This window comes from Sorangium sp. So ce385, from assembly GCF_051474135.1.
In the GTDB taxonomy this organism is placed as follows: domain Bacteria; phylum Myxococcota_A; class Polyangia; order Polyangiales; family Polyangiaceae; genus Sorangium; species Sorangium cellulosum_D.
On record NZ_CP150337.1, the window covers coordinates 6,631,815 to 6,653,131 of the forward strand.

Here is a 21,317-nt window from a genome sequence, read left to right on the forward strand (position 1 = left end):
TCGGCGATCTCGGCCGCTCGCGCCGGCCGATCAGCGCGCGCCCGCCGGAATCCCCGACGCGGCGCTCGGGGCGGCGAGCTTGTACTTGTCCCGAGCCCAGGCCGCGACGTCCGCGACCTGCCGCTCCACGGGAGTCGCCGACCAGCCGAAGGTCTCGCGGAATCGCGTGTCGTCGATGACATAAGGCACGTCCCACTGGTACGCCATCTCGACGGCCTCGCGCACGAACGGCGAGAACAGGCCCACCGCGCGCAGCACGAGGCGCGGGATCCGCGCGACCTCCACCTCGACCCCGAGCGCGCGGCCGAGGCGCCGCGCGAGCGCGCGCGTGCTCTCGGCGGGCGCCGTCGGCAGGTGCCAGATGTGGCCCATGGCCTCTTCCCGATCGCCCAGCGTCACGAGGGCGCGCGCCACGTCCTCCACGTACGTATAGGAGTGGGGCATGTCGGGATCGCCCACGCATTCCACCGCCTTTCCGGCGAGCGCGCGCGTATAGAAGCGCTCGCCCCAGACGGACAGCGGCACGTTGGCGCCGAAGAAGTCGCTGGCGCGCCCGATGGCGACGCGCACGTCGCCGCGACGCTGGGCCCCGAGGCGCATCTCCTCGAGGTCGACGCGCAGCGCGCCCTTCTTGCTGCAAGGGCGGCGCGGGGAGCCCTCGCGCATGGGCCCGTCGGGCACGCCGTACATGTAGAGGCAATCGAGCGCCACGAGCTTCGCGCCCGCCTTGCTCGCGCCGTGCACGGCGCCCCGCGCGATCGGCAGGAGCTGCGTGGGCCAGAGATGGTAAGGCGGGTTCATGCAATCGTAGACCACGCTCGCGCCGCGCGTGGCCTCCTCGGCAAAGGCGAGATCGGTGATGTCGCCGCACACCGACGTGAGCCCCGGTCGCTCCGGTGCGCGGCGGGTGCGCTGCACCAGGCGCACGCGATGCCCGCGCGCGAGCAGGAGAGCCGCGACGCGCGGGCCGATCTGGCCGGCGCCGAGGACGACATGGAGCTGGGAAGAGGAGCCCGGGGCGGGCGATGCGTTGTTCATGAGCCCAGGATGGTTCTTGCAACGGCGCAAGACAACGCCCGGAAACTGCAAGCGGCGGCGGCAAAAATGCAAGACCCGAGAGGGCGCGGCGCCGGCGAGCCACGGCCTCGATCCAGGCAGATCGCGACGCTAACGGGAGCGTGTGTCCCGCCGGCGGGGCGCGGTCAGGTGAGGCTGGGGAGCGGCCCGGTGCAGAACTGGGGGTCGCCGAAGGTCGTGTCGTCGGTCCCCATCGCGTTGGCGATCGAGACCAGCAGATCGTTGTGCTGGCGGGGGGAGCCGCCGTTCGCCAGGTAGTCCACGAAGCGGCCGGTGCGGAAGGCCCCGCCCGCGCTGCCGGCGAGCAGGAACGGCATGTTCGTGAGCGCGTGCTGCGTCGACTCGCTGATCTCGGTGACCCACAGGACGACGGTGTTGTCGAGGAGCGTGCGATCCCCCTCCGCGTACGAGTCGAGCTTGCCGAGGAGGTAGGCGAGCTGCTCCGCGAACCACGTGTGGATCTTCGAGTACTGCGCCTTGCCCGCGGTGTCCCACTGGTGGGAGATGGCGTGGTGGTTCCCCTGGAGATCGAGGAACGGATAGAGGTGCTCGCTCTCGGCGTACGACCACTGGATCGTGCAGATCCGGGTGAGATCGCAGGCGAGCGCCGCGGCCGCCATGTCCATCTGGAGCTTGCCGATGGCGGGCATGTTCGCGTCGTCCGAGAGGTCGATGCGATTGCCGAGCGCCGGGCCCTGGCAGCTCGTGCCCGGGGTCGGGCCGCCGCCGCTCGACGAGCCGCCGCCGGCGAGGCGCGCCTCGATGTCCTGGATCGACTGCAGGTGGGCGTCGAGCTTCACGCGATCTTCCCGGCCGATGCGCGGCCGCACGTCGGCGATGTCCTCGCGGAGGATGTCGAACACGGTGCGCCGCTGCGCGCGCAGCCGATCCAGCGCTTCGGAGCTGCCCTGGCCCTGGCCCGGCACCGAGGCCCCGAAGAGCTGCTCGAACGTATCGTAGGGATCCTCGCGCGGCGGGATGGGCTGATCGGGCCCGGCGTAGCAGATCCGGCCGCGCACCTCCGCGTCGCGGACCTGGACGCCGAGCTCCAGGGTGCGAAACAGCGTCGGGGGCTTCAGCTTGTTAGCAATGTGCTGGTCGAGCGAGATCCCCGACGACCAGCCGGCGTTGTTGGAGTTGAAGCTCCGGAAATTGCCCCGGAGCAGCGCCCGCCCCGTGAGCAGGCCGCCGATGCCCCGCGCGTGCTCGGAGCCGATGTTGGAGTTGACCACGACGTTCATGTTGATCCCGCGCATCGGGATCAGCTTCGCCTTGAACGGCGAGAGCGGCTGCAAGAGCGGGCTCAGCGTGAAGTTGGTCTCGGTGCCCTGGGGCATCCATTGCGACTCGAGCGTGCCGTTCGGCGTGTAGAACACCACGAAGCGCTTGGGCGCGATGGTCTCGTCCCCGCGGGCCAGCTCGGAGTTGAGCAGCGGGATCGTCGCCGTCGCCGCCAGCGCGCCCTGGAGCATCCGCCGCCTGGAGATCATTCGCTGTCTCATCTCACTCCTCCTCTGCCGCGATCGCGCTGCGGAACATGAACGCCTCGGTCTGCGTGGTGGCCACGATGAGCTCCACGAGATCGCCCTCGGAGGCGTGGAACCCGCCGCGCAGCTGGTCGAGCGAGCAACCGTCGCCGTCCGTCTCGAAGCGGCCCGCCGCGTAGCGGAACCACTGCGTCGCGAGGCACTCGCGGACCTGCTCGCTCCCGGCGAGCCGCTCCGCCAGCTCGCGGACGCCGACGAACGGGCCATCCACGTCCGCGGACCGGAAGATCTCGCCCGAGCTGTCGATGACCTGGCCGCCCTCCTCGGTGCGGTAGGCGCCGACAGCATCGTAGTTCTCGAACGCGAAGCCGATGGGATCCATCAGCTGATGACAGCCGGCGCACGACGCGTCGGAGGAGTGCTGCTGGAACCGCTCGCGCGCCGTGGCGCCCTCCTCGCCCGTGGGCGGCGTGAGGTCGACGTCGTCCGGGGGCGGCGGCGGATCGTAACACAGGAACTTCTGCCGGATCGCCTTGCCGCGCAGGACCGGAGACGTCTGATCCGGGTGCGCATGGACGGCCAGGAACGCGGGCTGCGTGAGCAGCCCTGCGCGCTGCTCGGGCGGGAGCTCGACGAGCTGGGGCGTGGTCGTGCCGGGCGGGACCGACACGCCGTACAGCTCGGCGACCGGCTCGGTGGCGAAGCCGACGGGCAGCGTGAGCAGGCTCGACAGCTTCCGGTCCCCCGACCACAGCACGTGCTCGATGAACGCGGGCGTCTCGGCGCTCATCCCCGCGACGAGCTCGTCGTCGAACCCGGGGAAGGCGCTCTCCAGCTTGACGATGGTCTGGAGCCTCCCGAGGTTGAGCCATTGCTTGTAGAATTCTGCAATGGCCAGGCGCGCCCGCGGGCTCTCGAGCATCTCGCGGGCTCGCTCGGCGAGCTGTTCGCGGGTCTCGAGCAATCCGGCCTCGGCGTCCGCGAGCAGCTCGTCGTCCGGCCCCGACGCCCAGACGAGGTAGGAGAGGCGGGACGCCATCTCGTACGGGTCGAGGCGCACCTTCGGCGCGGCGTCGTCGAGATCGTGGCGCAGCTCCAGGCGGAACAGGAACTTCGGCGACTGCAGCGCGGCCCGGATGACCACCTCGATCCCCTCGCGCAGCGACCCGCCCGTGCGCCCAGCGTCGTAGGCGCGCATCAGCCGGTCGACGTCCTCTGGCGCGAGCGGCCGGCGGTACGCGCGGCGGCCGAAGGTCTCGATGAACTTCCGCGCGCACGCCGCCTCCGCCTCGGCCTGGCCCTCGACGGCGGCCGGGTCGCACGGCAACAGCTTCGACAGATCGCCCGCCACGGCCTCGGCCGCGAGCGCCTCGGCCGCCAGCAGGTATTTCTCGGCGTGCAGCGACGATATCGTCAGCACCGACGCGTTGTTGTTGAACCCGCCGGCGACCTCGTCCACCGGGAATTGATCGGCAGGGGTAAGCGACGTTCCGAGCAGATCTCGAACCGTGTTGTTGTATTCGAATCGCGTCAGACGCCGCTGCGGCGCGAGGAGCCGCTCTGTCCCCCCGCACGCCTGCGGACCGCCTTGTCCGGACGCCGGGACGTCCTCCCCGGCGCCGGCGCCCGCCGCTCCGATCCTCCCGTCGCACCCGGCCGCGAGCGTCAGCGCGAGCGTCGCGGTGGCCGCGAGACAACCTCGCCAGCGACGAACCCTTAAGTCAGCCATACCGTGACCTCCTACCGTCGTTCACCACCTACGGTGAAGCTTCGGCACGCGCTCGGCGACTCGGGCCAAGAAAATTGCACTCACGCCGAAGCTATCGTGTCTCTCCGCGTCACCGCGCCGAAACCAGGACCGCGATCCCCTGAATGCCCGCGCTGGGGCGCCTTGATCACGGGCGCGCCAGAAATCTTACCGCGCCCGGGCGCCGGGCTGCTCCGGGGGAGCGCCGGCGCGCCGCGCGACGAGCGCGCGCTCCGAGGGATTATGGGGTGTCCTCGACTCCGCTCCTCCCGTCGTTCGCGGGCGCGGCCGCGCGGGAGGCAGGCAGCCGCAGCCATCCATGCGCGGCGAGGAAGCGGCGAAGCGCCGGGTCGTCGGCGGACAGCGGCGGCAGGTACGCTCCGACGCGCTCGCGGCGCCACCACGCGCCGCTGCCGTCGCCGATGCGGGTGAAGCTGTACCGGTAGAGCTCGGCGCGGATGTACCGGGGCGGCGCGCCGGGAAACGGGTTCCGCCCGAGCAGGCGCTGCGCGCCCGGGTCGCCCGTGAGGAGCTTGTAGATGAAATGGACGAGCCACGGCTCGCTCTCGTAGCTCCCGAACGCGGCGAACCAGATCTGCCAGTCGAGGCGGTAATGATACGGCGTGATGACGCACGGGCGCCGGCGCACGTCGCCCGGCTTGCACGGCAGGTCGTATTCGAGCCACCGGGTCCCCTCCCCGAGCGCCTCGTCGCTCGTGCCCTCCAGGATCACCTCGTAGCGCTCCCGGCCGACGCTGCCGAACGCACCATAGGTGTTCACCAGACCGAAGCTGTCGAACGTGGCGTTCATCGCCTGCCGCGGCGAGAGCAGGTTCATGACCGGGCTCACGCTGAGGCAGAGCACCAGGATCGCGAGCACGGCGGCGGCGGCGCGGTGCGCGCGGGACGGCGAGCGCCCCTCGGACAGCGCCGCGGCGCGCTCCCTGAGCCGCGCCGGGAAGAGCCGGCCGAGGGCGCCGTCATCGAAGCAGGCGAGCGCCGGGACGATGGTGAGCCAGTTGAGGAAGGAGAGGTTGCCGCTCGCGATGAGCATCACCTGGAAGAGCACGAGGAGCGCGCCGGCGGCGTGCCGGGCGCGGCGGGGGCCGAACGCGAACCAGGGGACGACCAGCTCGACGAGGTGGTTGAACAGCGCGCCGAGCGCGTGCACCGGCCGCGGGAGCTGGTGGAGGTAATAGCTCAGCGGGCTCGGCACCGGCTGCGTCTCGTAATGATAGACAAGGCACGAGAGGTCGCGCCAGCACGGGTCGCCCCGGAGCTTGATGAGGCCGGCGCCGAGCATGATCCGGAAGATGAGCCAGCGGAAGAGCCAGATCACCACGACCGGCGGCGGCGGCGACCGGAACGGGCGGAGGCCGCGCACCGGACAGAGGAAGATGGCCAGAAAGCCGGTCTCAGCGAGCTGGTGCTCCCAGCCGTAACCGTAGAAGACCTGCCCGATGTGCACGAACGAGAGGTAAAGCGCCCAGAGCGCGAGCTGCACGATCGCGTTGGTGACGCCGGCGCACACGGCGAGCGACAGCGCGACGCCGGCCCACGCGGCGGCGAGGAGGACGCCCTCGGACGCGCCGAGCCACAGAAAGAGCGTGGGGAGCCGGCGGAACGCGGCGCCGGGCGAGCCGGTCACGGCGAGGAGGCGCTCGAGGAACCGGTCCGCCGGCAGGAGCCCGTCCGGGCCGAGGAGCGGGCCGAGCTGCCGGGCGAGCGAGAAGAACGCGATGAGGTAGACGAAGCCGAGCAGGCGGAGCAGGACGAAGCGCGTCAGCAGGTACGTGCGCGGAGGGCCGAGGAAGCGGCGGAGCGGGTGGCTCCGGATGCGGCGGAGGAACGCGCGGTCGTCGTCGGCCGGCGCTGCTTCGTCGGCCGGCGCTGCGGCGGGGGGCGGTGCTTCGCGAGCCATCGGGCGCGCGAGGATAGCCCCCCCGCGCGCCGGTCATCCACCGCGCTTCATCGTGGCGTGGATGAGCCCGTGCGGCTCGTCCACGGGGACGAAGATCTCGTTGTCGTTGCCGAGCCCGAAGCGCGAGAGATCGACGAGCAGGCAATGCTTGTTCGGCAGCGAGAGTCTCAGCTCGTCGACGGCCGGGCAGGCCGCGAGCACGGCCTCCGCGAGCGCGTGGATGGTGTGCTGCACCGAGAGGCTGTGCTGCTCGGCGAACGTCTCGAGCAGGGCGCGGCGGGCGCGCTCCCAGGTCGCCGTGGGGGCCTCGTCGCGGGCCGCCGCGCGCCATCGCGCCAGGATGAGCGTGGAGAGGATGCGGTCCTCCGTCTCCTTCAGCGTCGTGTACTTGTCGCGCGGGAAGCCCGAGAACGCCGAGCCGCCGGTCTTGAGGACGAGCAGATCCGCGATGCCGGACACGATCTCGACCCCGCCGGGCGTCGCCGTGATCTCCGCGGTCCGCCGCTCGGCCCCGGCGCGGAGGAAGGCGTGCCGGTGCGGCGCGCCGCCCGCGTCGATGCGCGACCAGACGTTCTCCGCGATGGCGACCCGCGCCAGCCGGGTATGGTCCTTTCCGAGGAAGTGCTCGGCGAGCAGGACGCCGAAGTCCTCGATCGGCTCGACCGGGTGGCCCTGGGCGAGGGCGTACACGGTGTTTTTCATCGTGTCCGTGGGCAGCACCTTGCTGTTGTCGCCCCGCGTGTAGGCGTCGTCGAAATCGCCCTCGAGCTGGATGTCGATGTCGATGTCGGTGAGCTCGTGCCGCCCGTCCGCGCGGCGGACCTTGACGAGCCGCACCCTCGATTTGCCATAGCTGTTCCGCACCAAGGAGATCGACATCGTTCTTCAGCTCCCGCGCCCGGGCAACGACGCTTCGTTGCGATGCGGGAGATACCGTACCTTGAAGCGGGACGCCGGCTCAAGCCCGGCGGGCAGCCGGCGCGGGCAGCGCCCGCGGTGAGGCGCCCGCCGCCCGCCGGAACGCCCCGGGCGGGCTCGTGCGATACGGGACGTGCGCCGGCGAGCGCGCGTCGCAAGATAGGTCGTTATGGCGATCGCAGAGCGCGACAGGGCGGCCGATCGACTCCTCGCCTCCCGCGAAGCGTTGATGACGGCCGCGCTCGGGCGCCTGCGGGGCGCGGCGGCCGCGCAGGTCGCCCCCGGCGCCCGCGAGGCCCTCGCGCGGTGCGGCCTGGACCTCGGCGCGCACATCGACGCGCTCGCGGCGGCGCTGCGCGCCGGGGGAGGCGACGAGCTCGGCGAGCACTGCGCCTTCGCGGCGGTGTTCCTCGAGGGGCTCGGCGTGCCGCGGAGCGCGCTCGCCGCCGCGCTGGACGCGCTCGGCGAGAGCGTCGGCGAGCAGCTCGACCCGGCGCTCGCCGCGGTCGCGCAAGGCGTCCTCGCCGCCGGCCGGCGGCGCCTCGACGACGCGCCCCTCGTGACGCCGGCCGCGCTGGCGGCCGTCCCCCCGGCCGGCCCCGTGCCGGGCGAGGTGGCCTCGGCGGCGGAGGCGCTCCGCATGTCGGCGCCGCGCATCGCCCCGATGAGCGTGGCGCTCAGCTACGCGCGGCGGCCGGAGGACGCGCTCGCCCACGGCCTGGGGCGCGCCCGCTGCCTGGAGGACGCCCATCGCCACCTCGCGCAGCTCGCCGCGGCCGTCGAGCTGGGGTCGCCCGAGCTCTTCGGCGCGTACGCGGACTGGGCGCAGGCGCTGCTGGTCGGCTTCGGCCTCGACCCCGCCGAGCTCGTGGGCCACCTCGGCGCGCTCGGCGACGTCCTCGCGATCGCGCTGCCCGAGCAGCTCGCCGAGGCGCCGCGGAGGTACCTGTCCGCGGCGATCGATCGGCTCACGTCGGCGCGCGTCGAGCCTCCGAGCTTCGTCCGGCCCGAGGCCCCGCTCGGCGTGCTCGCGTGCGGCTACCTCGACGCGCTCCTCCAGCGGGACCGGCGGCGGGCCATGAGGCTCATCCGGGAGGCGGTCGAGGCGAGCACGCCGATCGGGGACATCTATGCTCACGTCCTGCAGCCGTGCCAGTACGAGGTGGGCCGGCTGTGGCAGCTCCATCAGCTCAGCATCGCCGAGGAGCACTACTGCACGGCGGTCACCCAGATGGTCATCAATCAGCTGTACCCGCTCGTCCCGAGCGCCCATCGGGCCGGCCTACGGCTCGTGGCCACCGCGGTCGACGGCAACCTCCACGAGATAGGCGCGCGCTTCGTCGCCGATTTCTTCGAGATGGCGGGGTGGGACACCTTCTATCTCGGGGCCAGCACGCCGGCGCAGGACGTGATTGACGCGGTCGTCCGCTGCAAGGCCGACGTCCTCGCGATCTCGGCCGCGCTCGGCGAGCACCTCGCCAGCGTGGGCGCTCTCATCGCCGCCGCGCGCCGCGACGTGCGGTGCAAGGGGGTCGTCGTCCTCGTCGGCGGCCGGCCGTTCTGCGCAGTTTCCGACCTCTGGAGGCAGGTCGGCGCCGACGGCTCGGCGCCGACCGCCGAGGGGGCCGTCCGCGCGGCGGAGCGGCTCCTCGCCGCGCGCGCCGCATGACCCTGCCCGGCGCGCCCGCGCGCCGATCCCGCCAGCGCGGGCGAGCGGCTGCGGCGCCAGCGGGGTGCGTTTCGTCTAGCGACCTTCGCGCCGGCCTGGCAAGAACAGGTCGTTCCCACCGGAATCGAAGGTGAGGCCCGGAGTCCGCGATGGCACCGCGCGAGCCGCGAAGCACAGGAGATAACGAAGAAAAGATGGGATTGGCCCTGCCGGCGACAGGGCAGCCCGACGGCAGGATCGCAGAGCTCGCCGGCTCCTTTCTCATGGACTCCACCGCGCTGGCGGTGGGCGTGTTCGCGCCGGACGGCGCGCCCCGGCTCGCGAACCGCGGCATGCGCCGGCTGCTCGGACGCGCGGGTGAGCCGGCCCGCCTCGTCAGCCCGAGCTTTCCGCAGCTCGCCGCGGCGGGGCCCGGCGGCGACGCGCCGGTCCACCGCGGCATCCTGCACTTCGGGGATCTCCGCGCGATCGCGCACAGCGTCCGCGGCGAGGTGTGGCGGCTCGACGATGCGCTGCTGATCCTCGCCGAGTTCGACGTCGTCGAGCTCGAGCGCGTGGTCGCCGAGGTGTCCGCGCTCAACTCGAGGATCACGAGCCTCCAGCGGCGGCTCCTGTCCGAGCAGAAGGCGCTCGAGAGGTCGCTCGGGCAGCTGCGCGCCACGCAATCGATGCTCGTCCACTCGGAGAAGATGAACGCCCTCGGCAAGCTGGCCGCCGGCGTGGCCCACGAGATCAACAACCCCCTCGCCTTCGTCCGCAGCAACGTGCACACGCTGGGAGCGTCGCTCGGTCGGCTGTTCGCCGCCTACGAGGCGCTCGAGGCGGCCGCCCTCCGCGGGCGCCCGGACGACGTGGCGGGCATCGCCGAGGCGCTCCGCGAGGACGCCGACCTCGAGTTTCTGCGCGAGGACGCGGGCGATCTCGTGAAAGGCACCCTCGGCGGCCTCGCGCGCGTGCAGAAGATCGTCGAGGATCTCAGGACCTTCGCGCGGCTCGACCAGGCGGAGGTGGAGCGCTCCGACCTGCGGGAGAGCCTGGAGAGCACCCTCGCGATCGCCGGCCCAGCGCTGAGGAGCGGCGGCGTCCAGGTGACGGTGGAGTGGGCCGACCTGCCGAAGGTGCGGTGCAAGCCGGCGGAGCTCAGCCAGGTGTTCCTGAACCTGCTCATCAACGCGGCCCAGGCGGTCGAGTGCCGCGGCCCGGGGAACGGCCGCATCGCGATCCGCGCGCGGGACGAGGGGCGCCAGATCGCCCTCGAGTTCGAGGACAACGGCGCCGGGATGAGCGATGACGTCGTCGGCAGGATCTTCGATCCGTTCTTCACGACCAAGCCCGTCGGGCAGGGCACGGGGCTCGGCCTCACGATCTCGCACAAGATCGTCGTGGATCAGCACGGGGGCACGCTCGCGGTCCGCTCGACCCCGGGGGCCGGGAGCACCTTCACGATCACGCTGCCGAAGGAGCTCGATCGATGACGAGCGCGCCCGGAGAGCGCCGCGCCCTGCTCATCGTCGACGACGAGCGCGAGACCCTGAAGGCGCTCCGCCGCGAGCTCCGGCGCGACTACGAGGTCCTCACCGCGGAGAGCGCCGAAGAGGGGCATGCGCTCCTGCGCGTGCGGGCCATCCCCGTCGTCCTCAGCGATCAGCGGATGCCGGGCATGACCGGCACGGAGTTCTACGCCGCGGTCCAGGCCGAGTTTCCGGAGACCGTCCGTCTCCTCATGACGGCCTATGCGGACACGAACGCGGCGGTCCAGGCCATCAACGACGGCGGCGTGTACCGATTCATCGCCAAGCCGTGGGATCCGCCGGAGCTCGCCGCCGTCGTGCGGGACGCGTTCGCGCAGCACGATCGGCTCTGCGACCGCAATCGGCGCCTCGCTCGCCTCGAGGCGAGCGCCGAGACGCTCCGCCGGGAGAACCAGCAGCTCGCCGAGCAGAGTCAGCGGAGCCATGAGCTCGTGGGCATCGCCGCGCACGATCTGCGCAATCCGATCGCGGCGATCCAGTGGTTCTCTGCGATGCAGCTCGGGGGCGCCTCGGCCGGGCGCGAGGACGCGCGGCGCCACCTCACCAAGATCCAGGCCAACGCCGAGTTCGCGCTGCAGCTGCTCGAGGATCTGCTCGACATCACGACGCTCGAGCACGGGAACGTCGCGCTTCGCCTGCAGGACGCCGACCTGCGCGGCCTGATCGCGGCGGCGATATCGCTGAACGAGCACGGCGCCCGCCGCAAGCAGATCGCCCTGGTCGTCGACGCGCCCGCCGATCTCCCGCCCGTCCGCTGCGACGTCGAGCGGATCGAGCAGGTCGTGAGCAACCTGCTCAGCAACGCCTTCAAGTTCTCTCATCCGGGCACGACGGTGACGGTGCGCGCGCGACGGCTCGACCAGGCGGTCGAGGTGGTGATCGAGGATCAGGGCCTCGGCATCCGCCCGGAGGAGATCAGCGGCCTGTTCTGCAAGTTCCGGAGGACGAGCACCCGGACGACCGGCGGCGAGAAGAGCACGGGGCTCGGCCTCTCGATCTGCAAGAACCTCGTCGAGCGCCACGGCGGCACGATCCGCGTGGAGAGCGAGCTCGGCCGGGGAACGCGGGTGTTCTTCACGCTGCCGCTGGCCGTCGAGAGGAGCAGCTGAATCGACGCAGCTTTCTTCGAGCGCGATTCGCGGTCGCCTAGCATGCGCGCTCCTGCTCCAGGAGCAAAGGCATGCGGCGCACTCCCCTCTGGTTCTCGATCGTGACCTCGGCGACCCTCGCGACGGCGGCGGCCTGCGGCGACGACGGCGGCGCAGGCAGCGGCGGTGATGGGGGCGCTGGCGCGACCAGCAGCTCGAGCACCGCGGGCGGCGACGGCGGCACGGGCGGCTCCGGCGGCGGCACGGGTGGCTCCGGCGGCTCCGACGGCGGCTCGGGCGGCTCCGACGGCGGCTCGGGCGGCTCCGGCGGCGGCACGGGTGGCTCCGGCGGCGGCACGGGTGGCTCGGGCGGCTCTGACGGCGGCTCGGGCGGCTCCGACGGCGGCTCCGGCGGCACGGGCGGCTCCGGCGGCTCCGGCGGCGGCACGGGCGGCACTGGCGGCTCCGGCGGCTCCGGCGGCGGCCACGCTGCCGAGGACTGGACGCGCGACATCCTCTCGACGGCCCTCGAGCTCGACCTCGCCAGCCTGGCGGGCAGGGCGACCATCGTGCTCGCCGCGTCGGACAGCACCGCCGCGTCGTTCGAGATCGGCGACCTCGACATCGTGTCGGTCGCGGATCCGTCGGGCGACCTCGACCACGCGGTGGCCGCCGGCGCGCTCCACGTGAGCGTGCCGTCGACCGGGAGCGACGCCACGGTCATCATCGATTACGCGTTCAAGCCCCACAACGGCTCCGACGGGTGGATGCCGGAAGCAGGGGTGTCGTTCCTCTGGCCGTATTTCTGCGGCAACCTCTTCCCGTGCAAATCCGATCCTGCGGACGGCGTGCGGTTCACGATGCGCGTGACCGGGGTGCCGGAGGGCATGACCGCGATCTATCCGGAGACCATTCCCACCGACGCGCCTTCGTACATGCCCGCGATCGCCGTCGCCGAGCTCACCGAGCTGGCCCTCGGCGTCACGACCGCAGGCACCCGCGTCAGCGTATGGCACCTGCCCGACCAGGGGGCCGACGCCGCGACCGGCACCGAGCACCTCGTCGACGTCGTCGACTTCCTGGAGACCACCTACGGCCCCTACCCCTTCGGCGACAGCGTGGGGACCGTCTCGGCCGACTGGGGCGGCGGAGACTACGGCGGCATGGAACATCACCCCTTCTGGCACGTCTCGAGCGGCTCTCTCGACCGCGAAGAGGTCAACGCGCACGAGGCCGCCCACGGCTGGTTCGGCAACGGCGTGCGCATCGCCTGCTGGGAGGACTTCGTCCTCTCCGAGGGCACCGCCTCGTACCTGGCGGCCCGCGCGCTCGAGGAGCTCGGCGTGGAGGTCTGGCCGTCGTACGCGTGCGATCTCAAGGACGCCTGCGACCCCGCGGGCGCCAAGAACACCATCGCGCTGCCGGACACCTGCAACGAGATCGACATCCTGACCGATCCGCTGTGGTCGACCGTGCCCTACATGAAAGGCGCGTTCTTCTTCCGCGAGGTGGCCGACGCGATCGGCGTCGGCGCGCTCGACCAGGCCCTCGGCGACTTCTACAGGGCGAACGTGGGGACCGCCGCGCGGACGCAGGACCTCATCGACGCCATCAAGGCAGCGACGGACAGCGCCGGCGCCGCCGCGGTCGACGCGCTCGCCGCCGCCTGGCTCCGCACGCTGGAGTGCCCGATCGACGTCTCGACCCTCTGCCCCACCTAGAGCCCTGCCATGTGGACCGATACCCGCCTCACCCGACAGCTCGGACTCCGTCTCCCGATCATCCAGGGCCCCTTCGGGGGCGGCCTGTCCACCACCGCCCTCGCGGCCGCCGTCTCGAACGCCGGCGGGCTCGGCTCCTTCGGGGCGCACGCCCTGACTCCATCGCAGATCGGCGACCTCATCCCCGAGCTCCGGCGGCTCACGCCGCACCCGTTCGCGGTCAACCTCTGGGTGCCGCAGCCCGGCGAGCCCACCACCATCGACGCGGCGGAGCTCGAGCGGCACGTGGCGCGCCTGCGCCCCATGCTGCGGCAGCTCGGCCTGCCCGATCCCGAGGTGCCCAGCGCGTTCGCCCCGCGCTTCGAGGAGCAGGTCGAGGCCGCGCTCCAGGCGAGGCCGCAAGCCCTGAGCTTCGTCATGGGGGTCCCGCCCGCCCCGGTGATCGAGGGCGCGAAGGCGCGGGGGATCGCCGTCATCGGCACCGCCACCACCGTCGACGAGGCGATCGCGCTCGACCAGGCCGGGGTCGACATCATCGTCGCCTCGGGCAGCGACGCGGGCGGGCATCGGGGCGCGTTCCTGCGGCCCGTGCGGGAGTCGCTGGTCGGCACGCTGTCGCTCGTCCCGCAGGTGGTGGACGCGGTGCGGGCCCCGGTGGTCGCCGCGGGCGGCATCGCCGACGGCCGCGGCGTCGCGGCGGCGCTCGCGCTCGGCGCCAGCGGGGTGCAGATCGGGACGGCGTTCCTCGCCTGCGAGGAGTCGGGGGCGAGCGCCGGCCACCGCAGCGCGCTGGCCTCGCCGGGCGCGCGCACGACCGTGCTCACCCGCGTGTTCTCCGGCCGCACCGCGCGGGGCATCCCCAACGCGTTCGTCGAGGCCCTGACGCCGCACGAGCACGACATCCCGGAGTATCCGGTCCAGAACTGGCTCACGCAGCCGATCCGCCGGGCCGCCGCGGCGGCGGGGCGCGAGGATTATCTGTCGCTCTGGGCCGGGCAGAGCGCCGCCCTCGCCAGGCCGCGGCCGGCGGCCGAGCTCGTGGCGGCGCTCGTCGAGCAGGCCGAGCAGGTGATCCGCGGGCTCATGCAGCCCTGAGGGGGCTCGCCCGCGCCGCCCTGGCCTTACCAGGTCACGGTGTCGTTTCGCGTGAGCGTCCCGCCGGACGCCGGGGTGTTCAGCGTGCGATTGCCCCCGCCGGGCAGGTTCTCCCAGGTGACGGAGCCATCGACGTTCGTGCGGAGGTACTTGTACTGCAGGGCGCTGCCGGCCGGCAGGTTGACCCGGTTCGTCCATACCGGGTAGCTGCGCGGATCGACCGGGATGGCGAGCGCGGTATTCCAGTTGCCCAGCGCCGCGGTGTTGCCGGTGACGTACACGTGCTGGCCGTCCACGGTGCTCGCGGTCACGTTGAACACGACGCTCGCCTGCCCGGACGCGGGCGGCACGACGCAGGCGTTGTAGCGGCTGCAGACCACCGACGGGACGTCGACGACCTTGCCCGCGCGGATCGACGCCAGCAGGCTGATGTACTCGCCCATGGCCCAGTTCAGCGGGCTCATCGACCTCGTCGGGGTGCCCGCCGTGGCGTTCGCCGGCTTCTCGACGATCCAGCCGGTGACGTTCGTCGTCTCGCTCCACACCTGCTCCGGGATGAAGCCTTGCGGCGTCGAGAACGCCTTGACCGCGGCGAGGTAGGTGCTGCCTTGGGTGCCGAGGCCCGAGAGGGCGATCTCGTACATGCCGCGCTCGGCGGTGAAGATGGGCCACAGCCGGCCCCGACCGCCGTCGCCGTCGAAGTTGCCGCCGCCGTTCTCCTCGCCGTACGCGTCGTAGTTGTAGCGGAACCAGGCGTCGCCCTTGCCGGGGATGTTCCGCTTCAGGATCTTGTCGTAGATCTTCATCGTCGCGACGATCGACGCATCGTCCGGGCGCTTCACCCCCATCCTCACGAGCTCGAGGAACCCGCCGTCGACGATGTAGCGCTGGTCGTGCGTGCCGCCGCCGTTGCCGATCGTGAGGGGGGTCGCCGCGTTCGGCCCGGACACGGGGTTATAACGCTGCCGCCCTGTGCCGGTGATGTTCGGGTCCGCCGGGTTGATGCGGACATGATAGCTGTGCTGGCCGTTCACCTCGTGAAAGCCGGTGGTCGTGAACGTCCAGCGGTCGACGTTCTGCTGCCAGTAGTCGGCGGCGGCCATGTAACGGGCTGCGCTCGTCGTGTCGCCGTTGTCGCGCGCGATCGCGGCGGCGCAGACGAGGCCGGCGATCTCGGCGGCGATGGTCGACGGCGAGTACCCGGAGTTCTCCTCCCAGCGCTCCTGCTGGGTCCACGGGCCGGTGTTGACGATGTAGTCCGCGGTCTTCTTGATCTTCGACCACAGCGGGTTGTACACCGACGGGCCGAGGCGCCAGGCCAGGATGATCGGCATCGCCTGCTCATCCATCTGCGTGCCTTGCCAGTACTGCCACCCGCTGACCCAGGCGTTCTGCGGGAAGCGGCCGACGCGGCTGTAGCCCTGGGGGCAGCTCGGCGCGTTGTACTCGGCGCTCCCGCAGTCGCTCGACTGCTGGAGCGTGTTGAACAGGTAATTGACCACCGAGGTCGCGGTCGCCGTGTCCCCGGCCGTCACGAGCGCGCTCGCGAACTTGAACAGATCGCGCGGCCAGACCAGGTGGTAGCCGCCGTTGTTGGCGTCGCCGTTGGTCTCACCCCACGGCGTGCCCATCCCGGCGATCATGGCGCCGTTCGACTTGTCCTGGATCGTCTTCAGCGACATCGCCGCGAGGTAATACTGGTCGTCGGCGGTGCCGCCCTGGTTGTCGAGCCCGCTCGCATAGCCGTTCCACCCGCTGTCGTAGGTGGTTCGCAGGGTGGTCAGGTTGCTGCCGAGGGTCGCGTTCGCGGTGGTCGTCGCCTCCGCCTCGGTGGCGCCGAAGGCGAGCACCACGTCGAACGAGACGCTGGTGACCGCGCTCGTGCCGAGATCGATCCAGCCCATCTGCGCCACGTTGCCGCCGCTCGCGAGGTCGTTGCGCCAGCTCATCGTCTTGTCGGAGGTGCCGCCGAGCAGGTCGGTCCAGCCGTCGGTCGAGCCGACGAAGCCGCTCGACACCATCGGCAGGCCGCCGGTCGTCAGCACCTTCCACGGTTGCGAGGTCGCGAGCGCCGAGAAGCGGCTGTTCTCCGAAGCGACCAGCATCGTGCGCCCGCCCGCCGTCACGGTCTTCGACGTGTCGCCGCCCCCGGAGTTGTCCATGGCCGGGTTGTGGAGCAGGTAGAGGTTGAACTGGGTGACGTTCTTACCGTTCAGCGCGTCGAACTGGACGCGCTGGATCAGCGCGTTGCGCCCCGGATCGGTGAAGATGCTCTTGGTGATGCGCCAGTTGTGGGGGATGTTGTTGGTGACCGCCTGCCAGCGCATGGAGCGCTTGTCCGGCTGGGTGACGGTGTAGCTCTGCTGCTTCTCCTCATCGACGAAGGTCTTGGCCGTGTCCCCCACCATGAACTGCAGGTCGACGGTGTTGACCGTGTCGAGCACCGGATAGAACACCTCGGACACGATGCCGCGGTACCCGGTGAAGTAGACCCGCGAGGCCGAGGTCGTCGACGTGCCGAGGAACGACTTCTCGGCAGGCCCCCACACCGAGGCCACCCCTGCGCCCGCGGCGCTGAGGCCGGCGGCGGCGGCTCTCACATCGCTCGCCGGCGCCTCGCCGTCATGTTCGAACGGGACGGCCGACGCCCCGAACGAGGCCTCGTCCGCGCCGACCGCACAGCCCGCGAGCCCCAATGCCAGATGCAAAATTATAGCACCACAAGAAATCCGGTTCCGCATCACGCCATCCCCTTTCCACCCGGGCAGCCGCCGCGTGAGGGCTCTCCACGGCTGCCGTAAGCCAGCGACTTGATTGACATTTCCACGTGGTGCAGGCGATCCGCGACAGCGGCCCCCTGCGCTCTGCTCGCTCCTGCGCCGCGTGGAACGCCGGCAATTTTTCAGCATAGCACGCAAACAACGCGCCCTCGCGCGCCGCCATGCCGGGCTCCAGGCGACAGCGACGATGCGCTTTACGCGTCGTGTCGAGGCGGTGTTCTCGGCGGCGTGAGGCCGCGTGCTCAGGCGCTCACGAGCCGGCCAGCTTGCGCCGCGCCGCCGCGTAGCGCTTGGCCAGCTCGTCCGCGATGACGCCGATCAGGATGACGGCGCCGATGACCGCGAACTCGATCTGGGTCGGGACCCCCAGCATGTTGATGGAGTTGCGCAGCACCTGCATCAGCGCCGTGCCGAGGATCACGCCCATCACCGCCCCCTCGCCGCCGCGCAGGCTGAAGCCGCCCAGCACGGCCGCGGCGATGGCGTAGAGCTCGTAGAAGTTGCCGAAATCGACCGGCTGGGCCGAGTTGACCTCCAGCGCGAACAGCATGCCCCCGAAGCAGGCGAGCACCGAGCAGAGGACATAGGCGAGGATCGTCATCCGGTCGGTGTCGACACCGCTGTAGCGGGCGGCCTGCTCGTTGCGGCCGAGCGCCATCAGATAACGGCCGTAGACGGTGCGGTTCAGGAAGATCGACGCCGCGACCGCGATCCCGAGGAACAGGAGGAACGGCATCGGGATGTCGATCCACGTGATCGGATCGAGGCGCGTCCTCGCGCCCGTGAACGGGTTCACCGCGTAGGGGCTGAAGCGGCCCTCCGAGATCCACGAGAGGAACGGCACCGGGATGGAGAACGGGCTGCCGACCGACAGGTACCGCAGCGATTCGAACCCGACGCCGAACCCCTGCGTCTGATCGCCCGAGATCCCGCGCGCGGTGCCCCGGTAGAGCAGGAGCCCGCAGAGCGTCACCACGAACGGCTGGAGCCGGAGCTTCGTGATGAGCAGCCCGTGCGCGAGCCCGATGCACAGCGAGATGCCGAGCAAGAGCGGCACCGCCAGCGCCGGCGACCAGCGCTCCACCGCGAGGAGCCACGGCAGCATGCAGCCGGCGAGCGCCACGACCGAGCCGATCGACAGGTCGATGCCGCCCGTGATGATCACGAAGCCGGCGCCGATGCTGAGGATGCCGAACAGCGCCGTCCGCCGGATCAGGTTCTCGAGGTTGTCCGCCAGGAGGAACCTGCCGTTCAGGAGCGCGGTCCCGAGCGACACGGCGACGAGCAGCCAGAAGACGCCGAGCACCTTGCGCCGCGTGCTCGACGCGGGCGCGGGCGCGTCGTCGCGCGCGCGCGCCAGGGGATCACGAGTCGTCGTCACAGGCATGCTCCTCTGGCCTCGATCCCGCCCGATGGCTCCAGGTCACGCGGCGGCGTCGCTGCCGGTCGCGAGCTGCATGATCGCCTCCTCGCGGAGCTCGTCGCGGCCGAGCTCCCCGGCGATGCGCCCCTCGTGCATCACCAGCGCACGATCCGACATGCCCATCACCTCTTCCATGTCGCTGGAGACGAACAAGGTGGCCATGCCGCTCGCGGCCAATCGCTCCATCAGCTGGTATATCTCGTGCTTTGCGCCGACGTCAATGCCGCGGGTCGGCTCGTCGAGCAGGAGCACGCGCGGCGACATCGACAGCCACTTTCCGATGACCACCTTCTGCTGGTTGCCGCCGGAGAGGTGCTGCGCCGGCTGCACGTCGGTCGGCGTCCGCACGCCGAGCTCGCGGACGATCTGCGCCGACATCCGGCGCTCGCCCGCGCGATCGAGGACGCCGTAGCGCTGCGCCGCGCCGAGGCTCGGCAGGCTCACGTTCGCCCGGATCGCCATCTCCAGGATGATGCCCTGTTGCTGGCGGTCCTCCGGGACCAGGCCCATGCCGGCGGCGATGGCGTCGCGCGGGGTGCGCGGGGTGAAGGCCCGCCCGGCCACGCGGACGGCGCCCCCGGCGGCCGGCGTGACGCCGAACAGCGTCCGCAGCAGCGACGTGCGCCCCGCGCCGAGCAGCCCCGCCACGCCGACGATCTCGCCGGCGCGCACGGTGAAGGAGAGCGCGTGCTCGGGGTGCCGCGGCGTCCGGAGGCCCGAGACCTCGAGCACCGGCTCGCCCGGCGGGTGCGGGACGTGCGGATAGAACTGGGAGAGATCGCGGCCCACCATCAGCCGCACGATGCGATCGTGGCTCACCTCGTCGCGCAGCAGCTCGCCCGCGTTCTCGCCGTCGCGCAGCACGAGGACGCGATCGCACAGCGCCGTCACCTCGCCGAGGCGGTGAGAGATGTACACGACGCCGATGCCGCCCGCGCGGAGCTCCCGCACCACCTCGAACAGCGCCTCGGCCTCGCGCGGGCACAGGCACGACGTCGGCTCATCCATGATGAGCACCCGGGCGTTCGAGGAGAGCGCCTTGGCGATCTCCACGAGGTGACGCTGCCCGAGCGACAGGCCGCCGACGAGCGCGCGCGGCGAGCAGGCGAGGCCGACCCGCGCCATGATCGCCCGCGCGTCCCGCTCCATCCTCCGCTCGTCGATGAAGCCGCCCCGCCGCGGCTCCCGGCCGAGGAAGATGTTGGCGGCGATATCGAGGTTCTCCGCCAGGTTGAGCTCCTGGTGGATGAGCGCGATCCCGCGGGAGAGCGCCTCTCGCACCGAGCCGAGCGCGACCGGCCGCCCGTCGAGGCGCATCTCGCCGGCGTCGGGCGCCTCGACGCCCGCGAGGATCTTCATGAGGGTGCTCTTGCCGGCGCCGTTCTCGCCGACGATGCCGAGCACCTCGCCGCGGCCGAGCGCGAGGTGGACGTCGTGGAGCGCGAGCACGCCGGGAAAGCGCTTGGTCAGGCCGCGCGCCTCGAGCAGCGGCGCCCTGTCCGGGTCGGGCGAGGAGGTGGTCATTCGCGTCTGGGGTCGTCTATCTGGCGGCGCGGCGCGGCCCGCCTGGGCCGGCGGCGCGGCGCGGCCCGCCTGGGCCGGCGGCGCGGCGCGGCCCGCCTGGGCCGGCGGCGGCGCGCGGCCCGCCCGGGGCTCACTCCGCCTTGCCTGCCTTCTGCTTCAGATCCGCCCAGAACTCCGGCAGGTTGGTCTTGCGGATCTGCCGGGCCGGCAGGGAGATGAACTCGCCCGGGGGCACGACGGAGGTGTCGCCCCGCACGAGCGCCGCGAGCACCCGCACCGACTCCTTGCCATACATGTACGGATTCTGCACCACGGTGCCGACCACCTCGCCGTCCTGGATCGCGCGCAGCGTCGCGTCCTGCTCGTCGAAGCCGACGACCTGGATCGAGGCCATCTTCCCGGCCTGCTTGACCGCCTCGAGCAGGGCCGGCGTGTGGTACGCGTTGAGGCCGATGAGGCCCACGAGGTCCGGGTGCGCCGACATCATGTCTTCGGCGTTGCTCTTCGCCTTGGCGGCGTCGATCTGGTCGGTGAGGGTCGCGATGATCGTGTACTTCGCCCCCTTCAGCTCCTGGTTCAGCGGGTCGTTCCCGCCGCTCGTGTCCTTCCGGTCGAGCAGCTCGTCGAGCACGCCCTGGCGGCGCTTTCTGGCGTTGTCGCCCTCGAGCCGGCCGACGAGGATGGCCACCTTGCCGCCGCCGGGGATCGCCTCCTTCACGAGCTGCCCCGCCATCCGGCCAGCGACGTAGTTGTCGATCCCGATGTACACGAGCCGATCGCTCTTCGGCGCGTCCGAGTCCTGCGTGATGAGCTTGGTCTTGGCCGCCGCCTTGTTGAGCAGCGGGACCTGGTTCTCCGCGTCGATCGGGCTGATCGCGATGCCGTCGACGCCGCGGATCAGGAGATCCTCGACCCGCTGCATCTGGTCGTTCACGTCGCTCGGCATCACGACGCTCACCTCGGCGTTGTACTCCTTCGCGCCGTCGATGACGCCCTTCTCGGCGATGGTCCAGAACGGGGCGACCCCGTTCGTGATGTACGCGAGCTTCGGCTTCGCGCGCTCTGCCGGCTCGCCCGGCGCCCCCGGCGCGCTGCCGGCGCCGCTGTTGTCGCAGCCCAGGGCCGCGAGCCCCGCCGCCACGCAGACCCCGACGATGAACCGTCCGATGCTCTTCCTCATGCGCCTCACCCCTCCACCCGCGCGGAGCCGCCCGACTCGGCAGGTCCCGACGCCTCGTGCCGCCGCACGGCGCACGCTGAAACAGGCACCCCCCGGCGGACTGGCGGCCTCATGATGCGCCATCCGCTCCGGACGTGTCTACACGATTCGACGTA

14 protein-coding genes are annotated in these 21,317 nt (G+C 71.6%); 5 read left to right on the forward strand and 9 right to left on the reverse strand.

Going from position 1 to position 21,317, the window contains the following annotated elements:
• Window positions 1-30 precede the first annotated feature (30 nt).
• From WME83_RS24225 to pucL, 5 genes are all read right to left on the reverse strand, one after another.
• Window positions 31-1,038 (reverse strand): NAD-dependent epimerase/dehydratase family protein, encoded by a 1,008-nt coding sequence (locus WME83_RS24225; RefSeq protein WP_437321643.1) that lies wholly within the window; start codon window positions 1,036-1,038, stop codon window positions 31-33.
• Between the two features lie 164 nt (window positions 1,039-1,202).
• On the reverse strand, window positions 1,203-2,579 hold the full coding sequence (locus WME83_RS24230) for a DUF1552 domain-containing protein (protein WP_437321644.1): 1,377 nt from the start codon (window positions 2,577-2,579) through the stop codon (window positions 1,203-1,205).
• A gap of 1 nt (window position 2,580) precedes the next feature.
• Window positions 2,581-4,293 carry a DUF1592 domain-containing protein gene (locus WME83_RS24235; RefSeq protein WP_437321645.1) on the reverse strand — a complete coding sequence of 571 codons (1,713 nt, stop codon included), beginning with the start codon at window positions 4,291-4,293 and terminating at the stop codon, window positions 2,581-2,583.
• A gap of 259 nt (window positions 4,294-4,552) precedes the next feature.
• Window positions 4,553-6,232: a lipase maturation factor family protein gene (locus WME83_RS24240; RefSeq protein ID WP_437321646.1), complete on the reverse strand. Its 1,680-nt coding sequence runs from the start codon at window positions 6,230-6,232 to the stop codon at window positions 4,553-4,555.
• Window positions 6,233-6,265: 33 nt separating this feature from the next.
• Window positions 6,266-7,111, reverse strand: a complete 846-nt coding sequence (pucL, locus tag WME83_RS24245; RefSeq protein ID WP_437321647.1) for a factor-independent urate hydroxylase — start codon at window positions 7,109-7,111, stop codon at window positions 6,266-6,268.
• Window positions 7,112-7,319: 208 nt separating this feature from the next.
• Here pucL and WME83_RS24250 point away from each other — a divergent pair, with 208 nt between their 5' ends.
• From WME83_RS24250 to WME83_RS24270, 5 genes are all read left to right on the forward strand, one after another.
• Window positions 7,320-8,819, forward strand: a complete 1,500-nt coding sequence (locus tag WME83_RS24250) for a cobalamin B12-binding domain-containing protein (protein WP_437321648.1) — start codon at window positions 7,320-7,322, stop codon at window positions 8,817-8,819.
• A gap of 194 nt (window positions 8,820-9,013) precedes the next feature.
• A complete protein-coding gene (locus WME83_RS24255) occupies window positions 9,014-10,294 on the forward strand; it encodes a sensor histidine kinase (protein ID WP_437321649.1) in 1,281 nt (426 codons plus the stop codon).
• Complete coding sequence (locus WME83_RS24260; protein WP_437321650.1) at window positions 10,291-11,460, forward strand: ATP-binding protein; 1,170 nt, start codon at window positions 10,291-10,293, stop codon at window positions 11,458-11,460. Before WME83_RS24255 ends, WME83_RS24260 begins: the two co-directional genes overlap by 4 nt.
• 71 nt (window positions 11,461-11,531) lie before the next feature.
• Window positions 11,532-13,160 (forward strand): M1 family metallopeptidase, encoded by a 1,629-nt coding sequence (locus tag WME83_RS24265; protein ID WP_437321651.1) that lies wholly within the window; start codon window positions 11,532-11,534, stop codon window positions 13,158-13,160.
• A 9-nt stretch (window positions 13,161-13,169) separates the two neighbouring features.
• On the forward strand, window positions 13,170-14,255 hold the full coding sequence (locus WME83_RS24270) for an NAD(P)H-dependent flavin oxidoreductase (RefSeq protein ID WP_437321652.1): 1,086 nt from the start codon (window positions 13,170-13,172) through the stop codon (window positions 14,253-14,255).
• Window positions 14,256-14,281: 26 nt separating this feature from the next.
• Here WME83_RS24270 and WME83_RS24275 read toward each other — a convergent pair whose 3' ends face one another.
• From WME83_RS24275 to WME83_RS24290, 4 genes are all read right to left on the reverse strand, one after another.
• The gene (locus WME83_RS24275) at window positions 14,282-16,963 is read right to left on the reverse strand and encodes a glycoside hydrolase family 15 protein (RefSeq protein WP_437321653.1); all 2,682 of its coding nucleotides are present in this window, start codon (window positions 16,961-16,963) and stop codon (window positions 14,282-14,284) included.
• Between the two features lie 322 nt (window positions 16,964-17,285).
• Window positions 17,286-18,422: an ABC transporter permease gene (locus tag WME83_RS24280; protein ID WP_437321654.1), complete on the reverse strand. Its 1,137-nt coding sequence runs from the start codon at window positions 18,420-18,422 to the stop codon at window positions 17,286-17,288.
• A gap of 36 nt (window positions 18,423-18,458) precedes the next feature.
• Window positions 18,459-19,982 carry a sugar ABC transporter ATP-binding protein gene (locus WME83_RS24285; RefSeq protein ID WP_437321655.1) on the reverse strand — a complete coding sequence of 508 codons (1,524 nt, stop codon included), beginning with the start codon at window positions 19,980-19,982 and terminating at the stop codon, window positions 18,459-18,461.
• Window positions 19,983-20,112: 130 nt separating this feature from the next.
• Window positions 20,113-21,162: a sugar-binding protein gene (locus tag WME83_RS24290; RefSeq protein ID WP_437321656.1), complete on the reverse strand. Its 1,050-nt coding sequence runs from the start codon at window positions 21,160-21,162 to the stop codon at window positions 20,113-20,115.
• Between the last annotated feature and the right edge of the window lie 155 nt (window positions 21,163-21,317).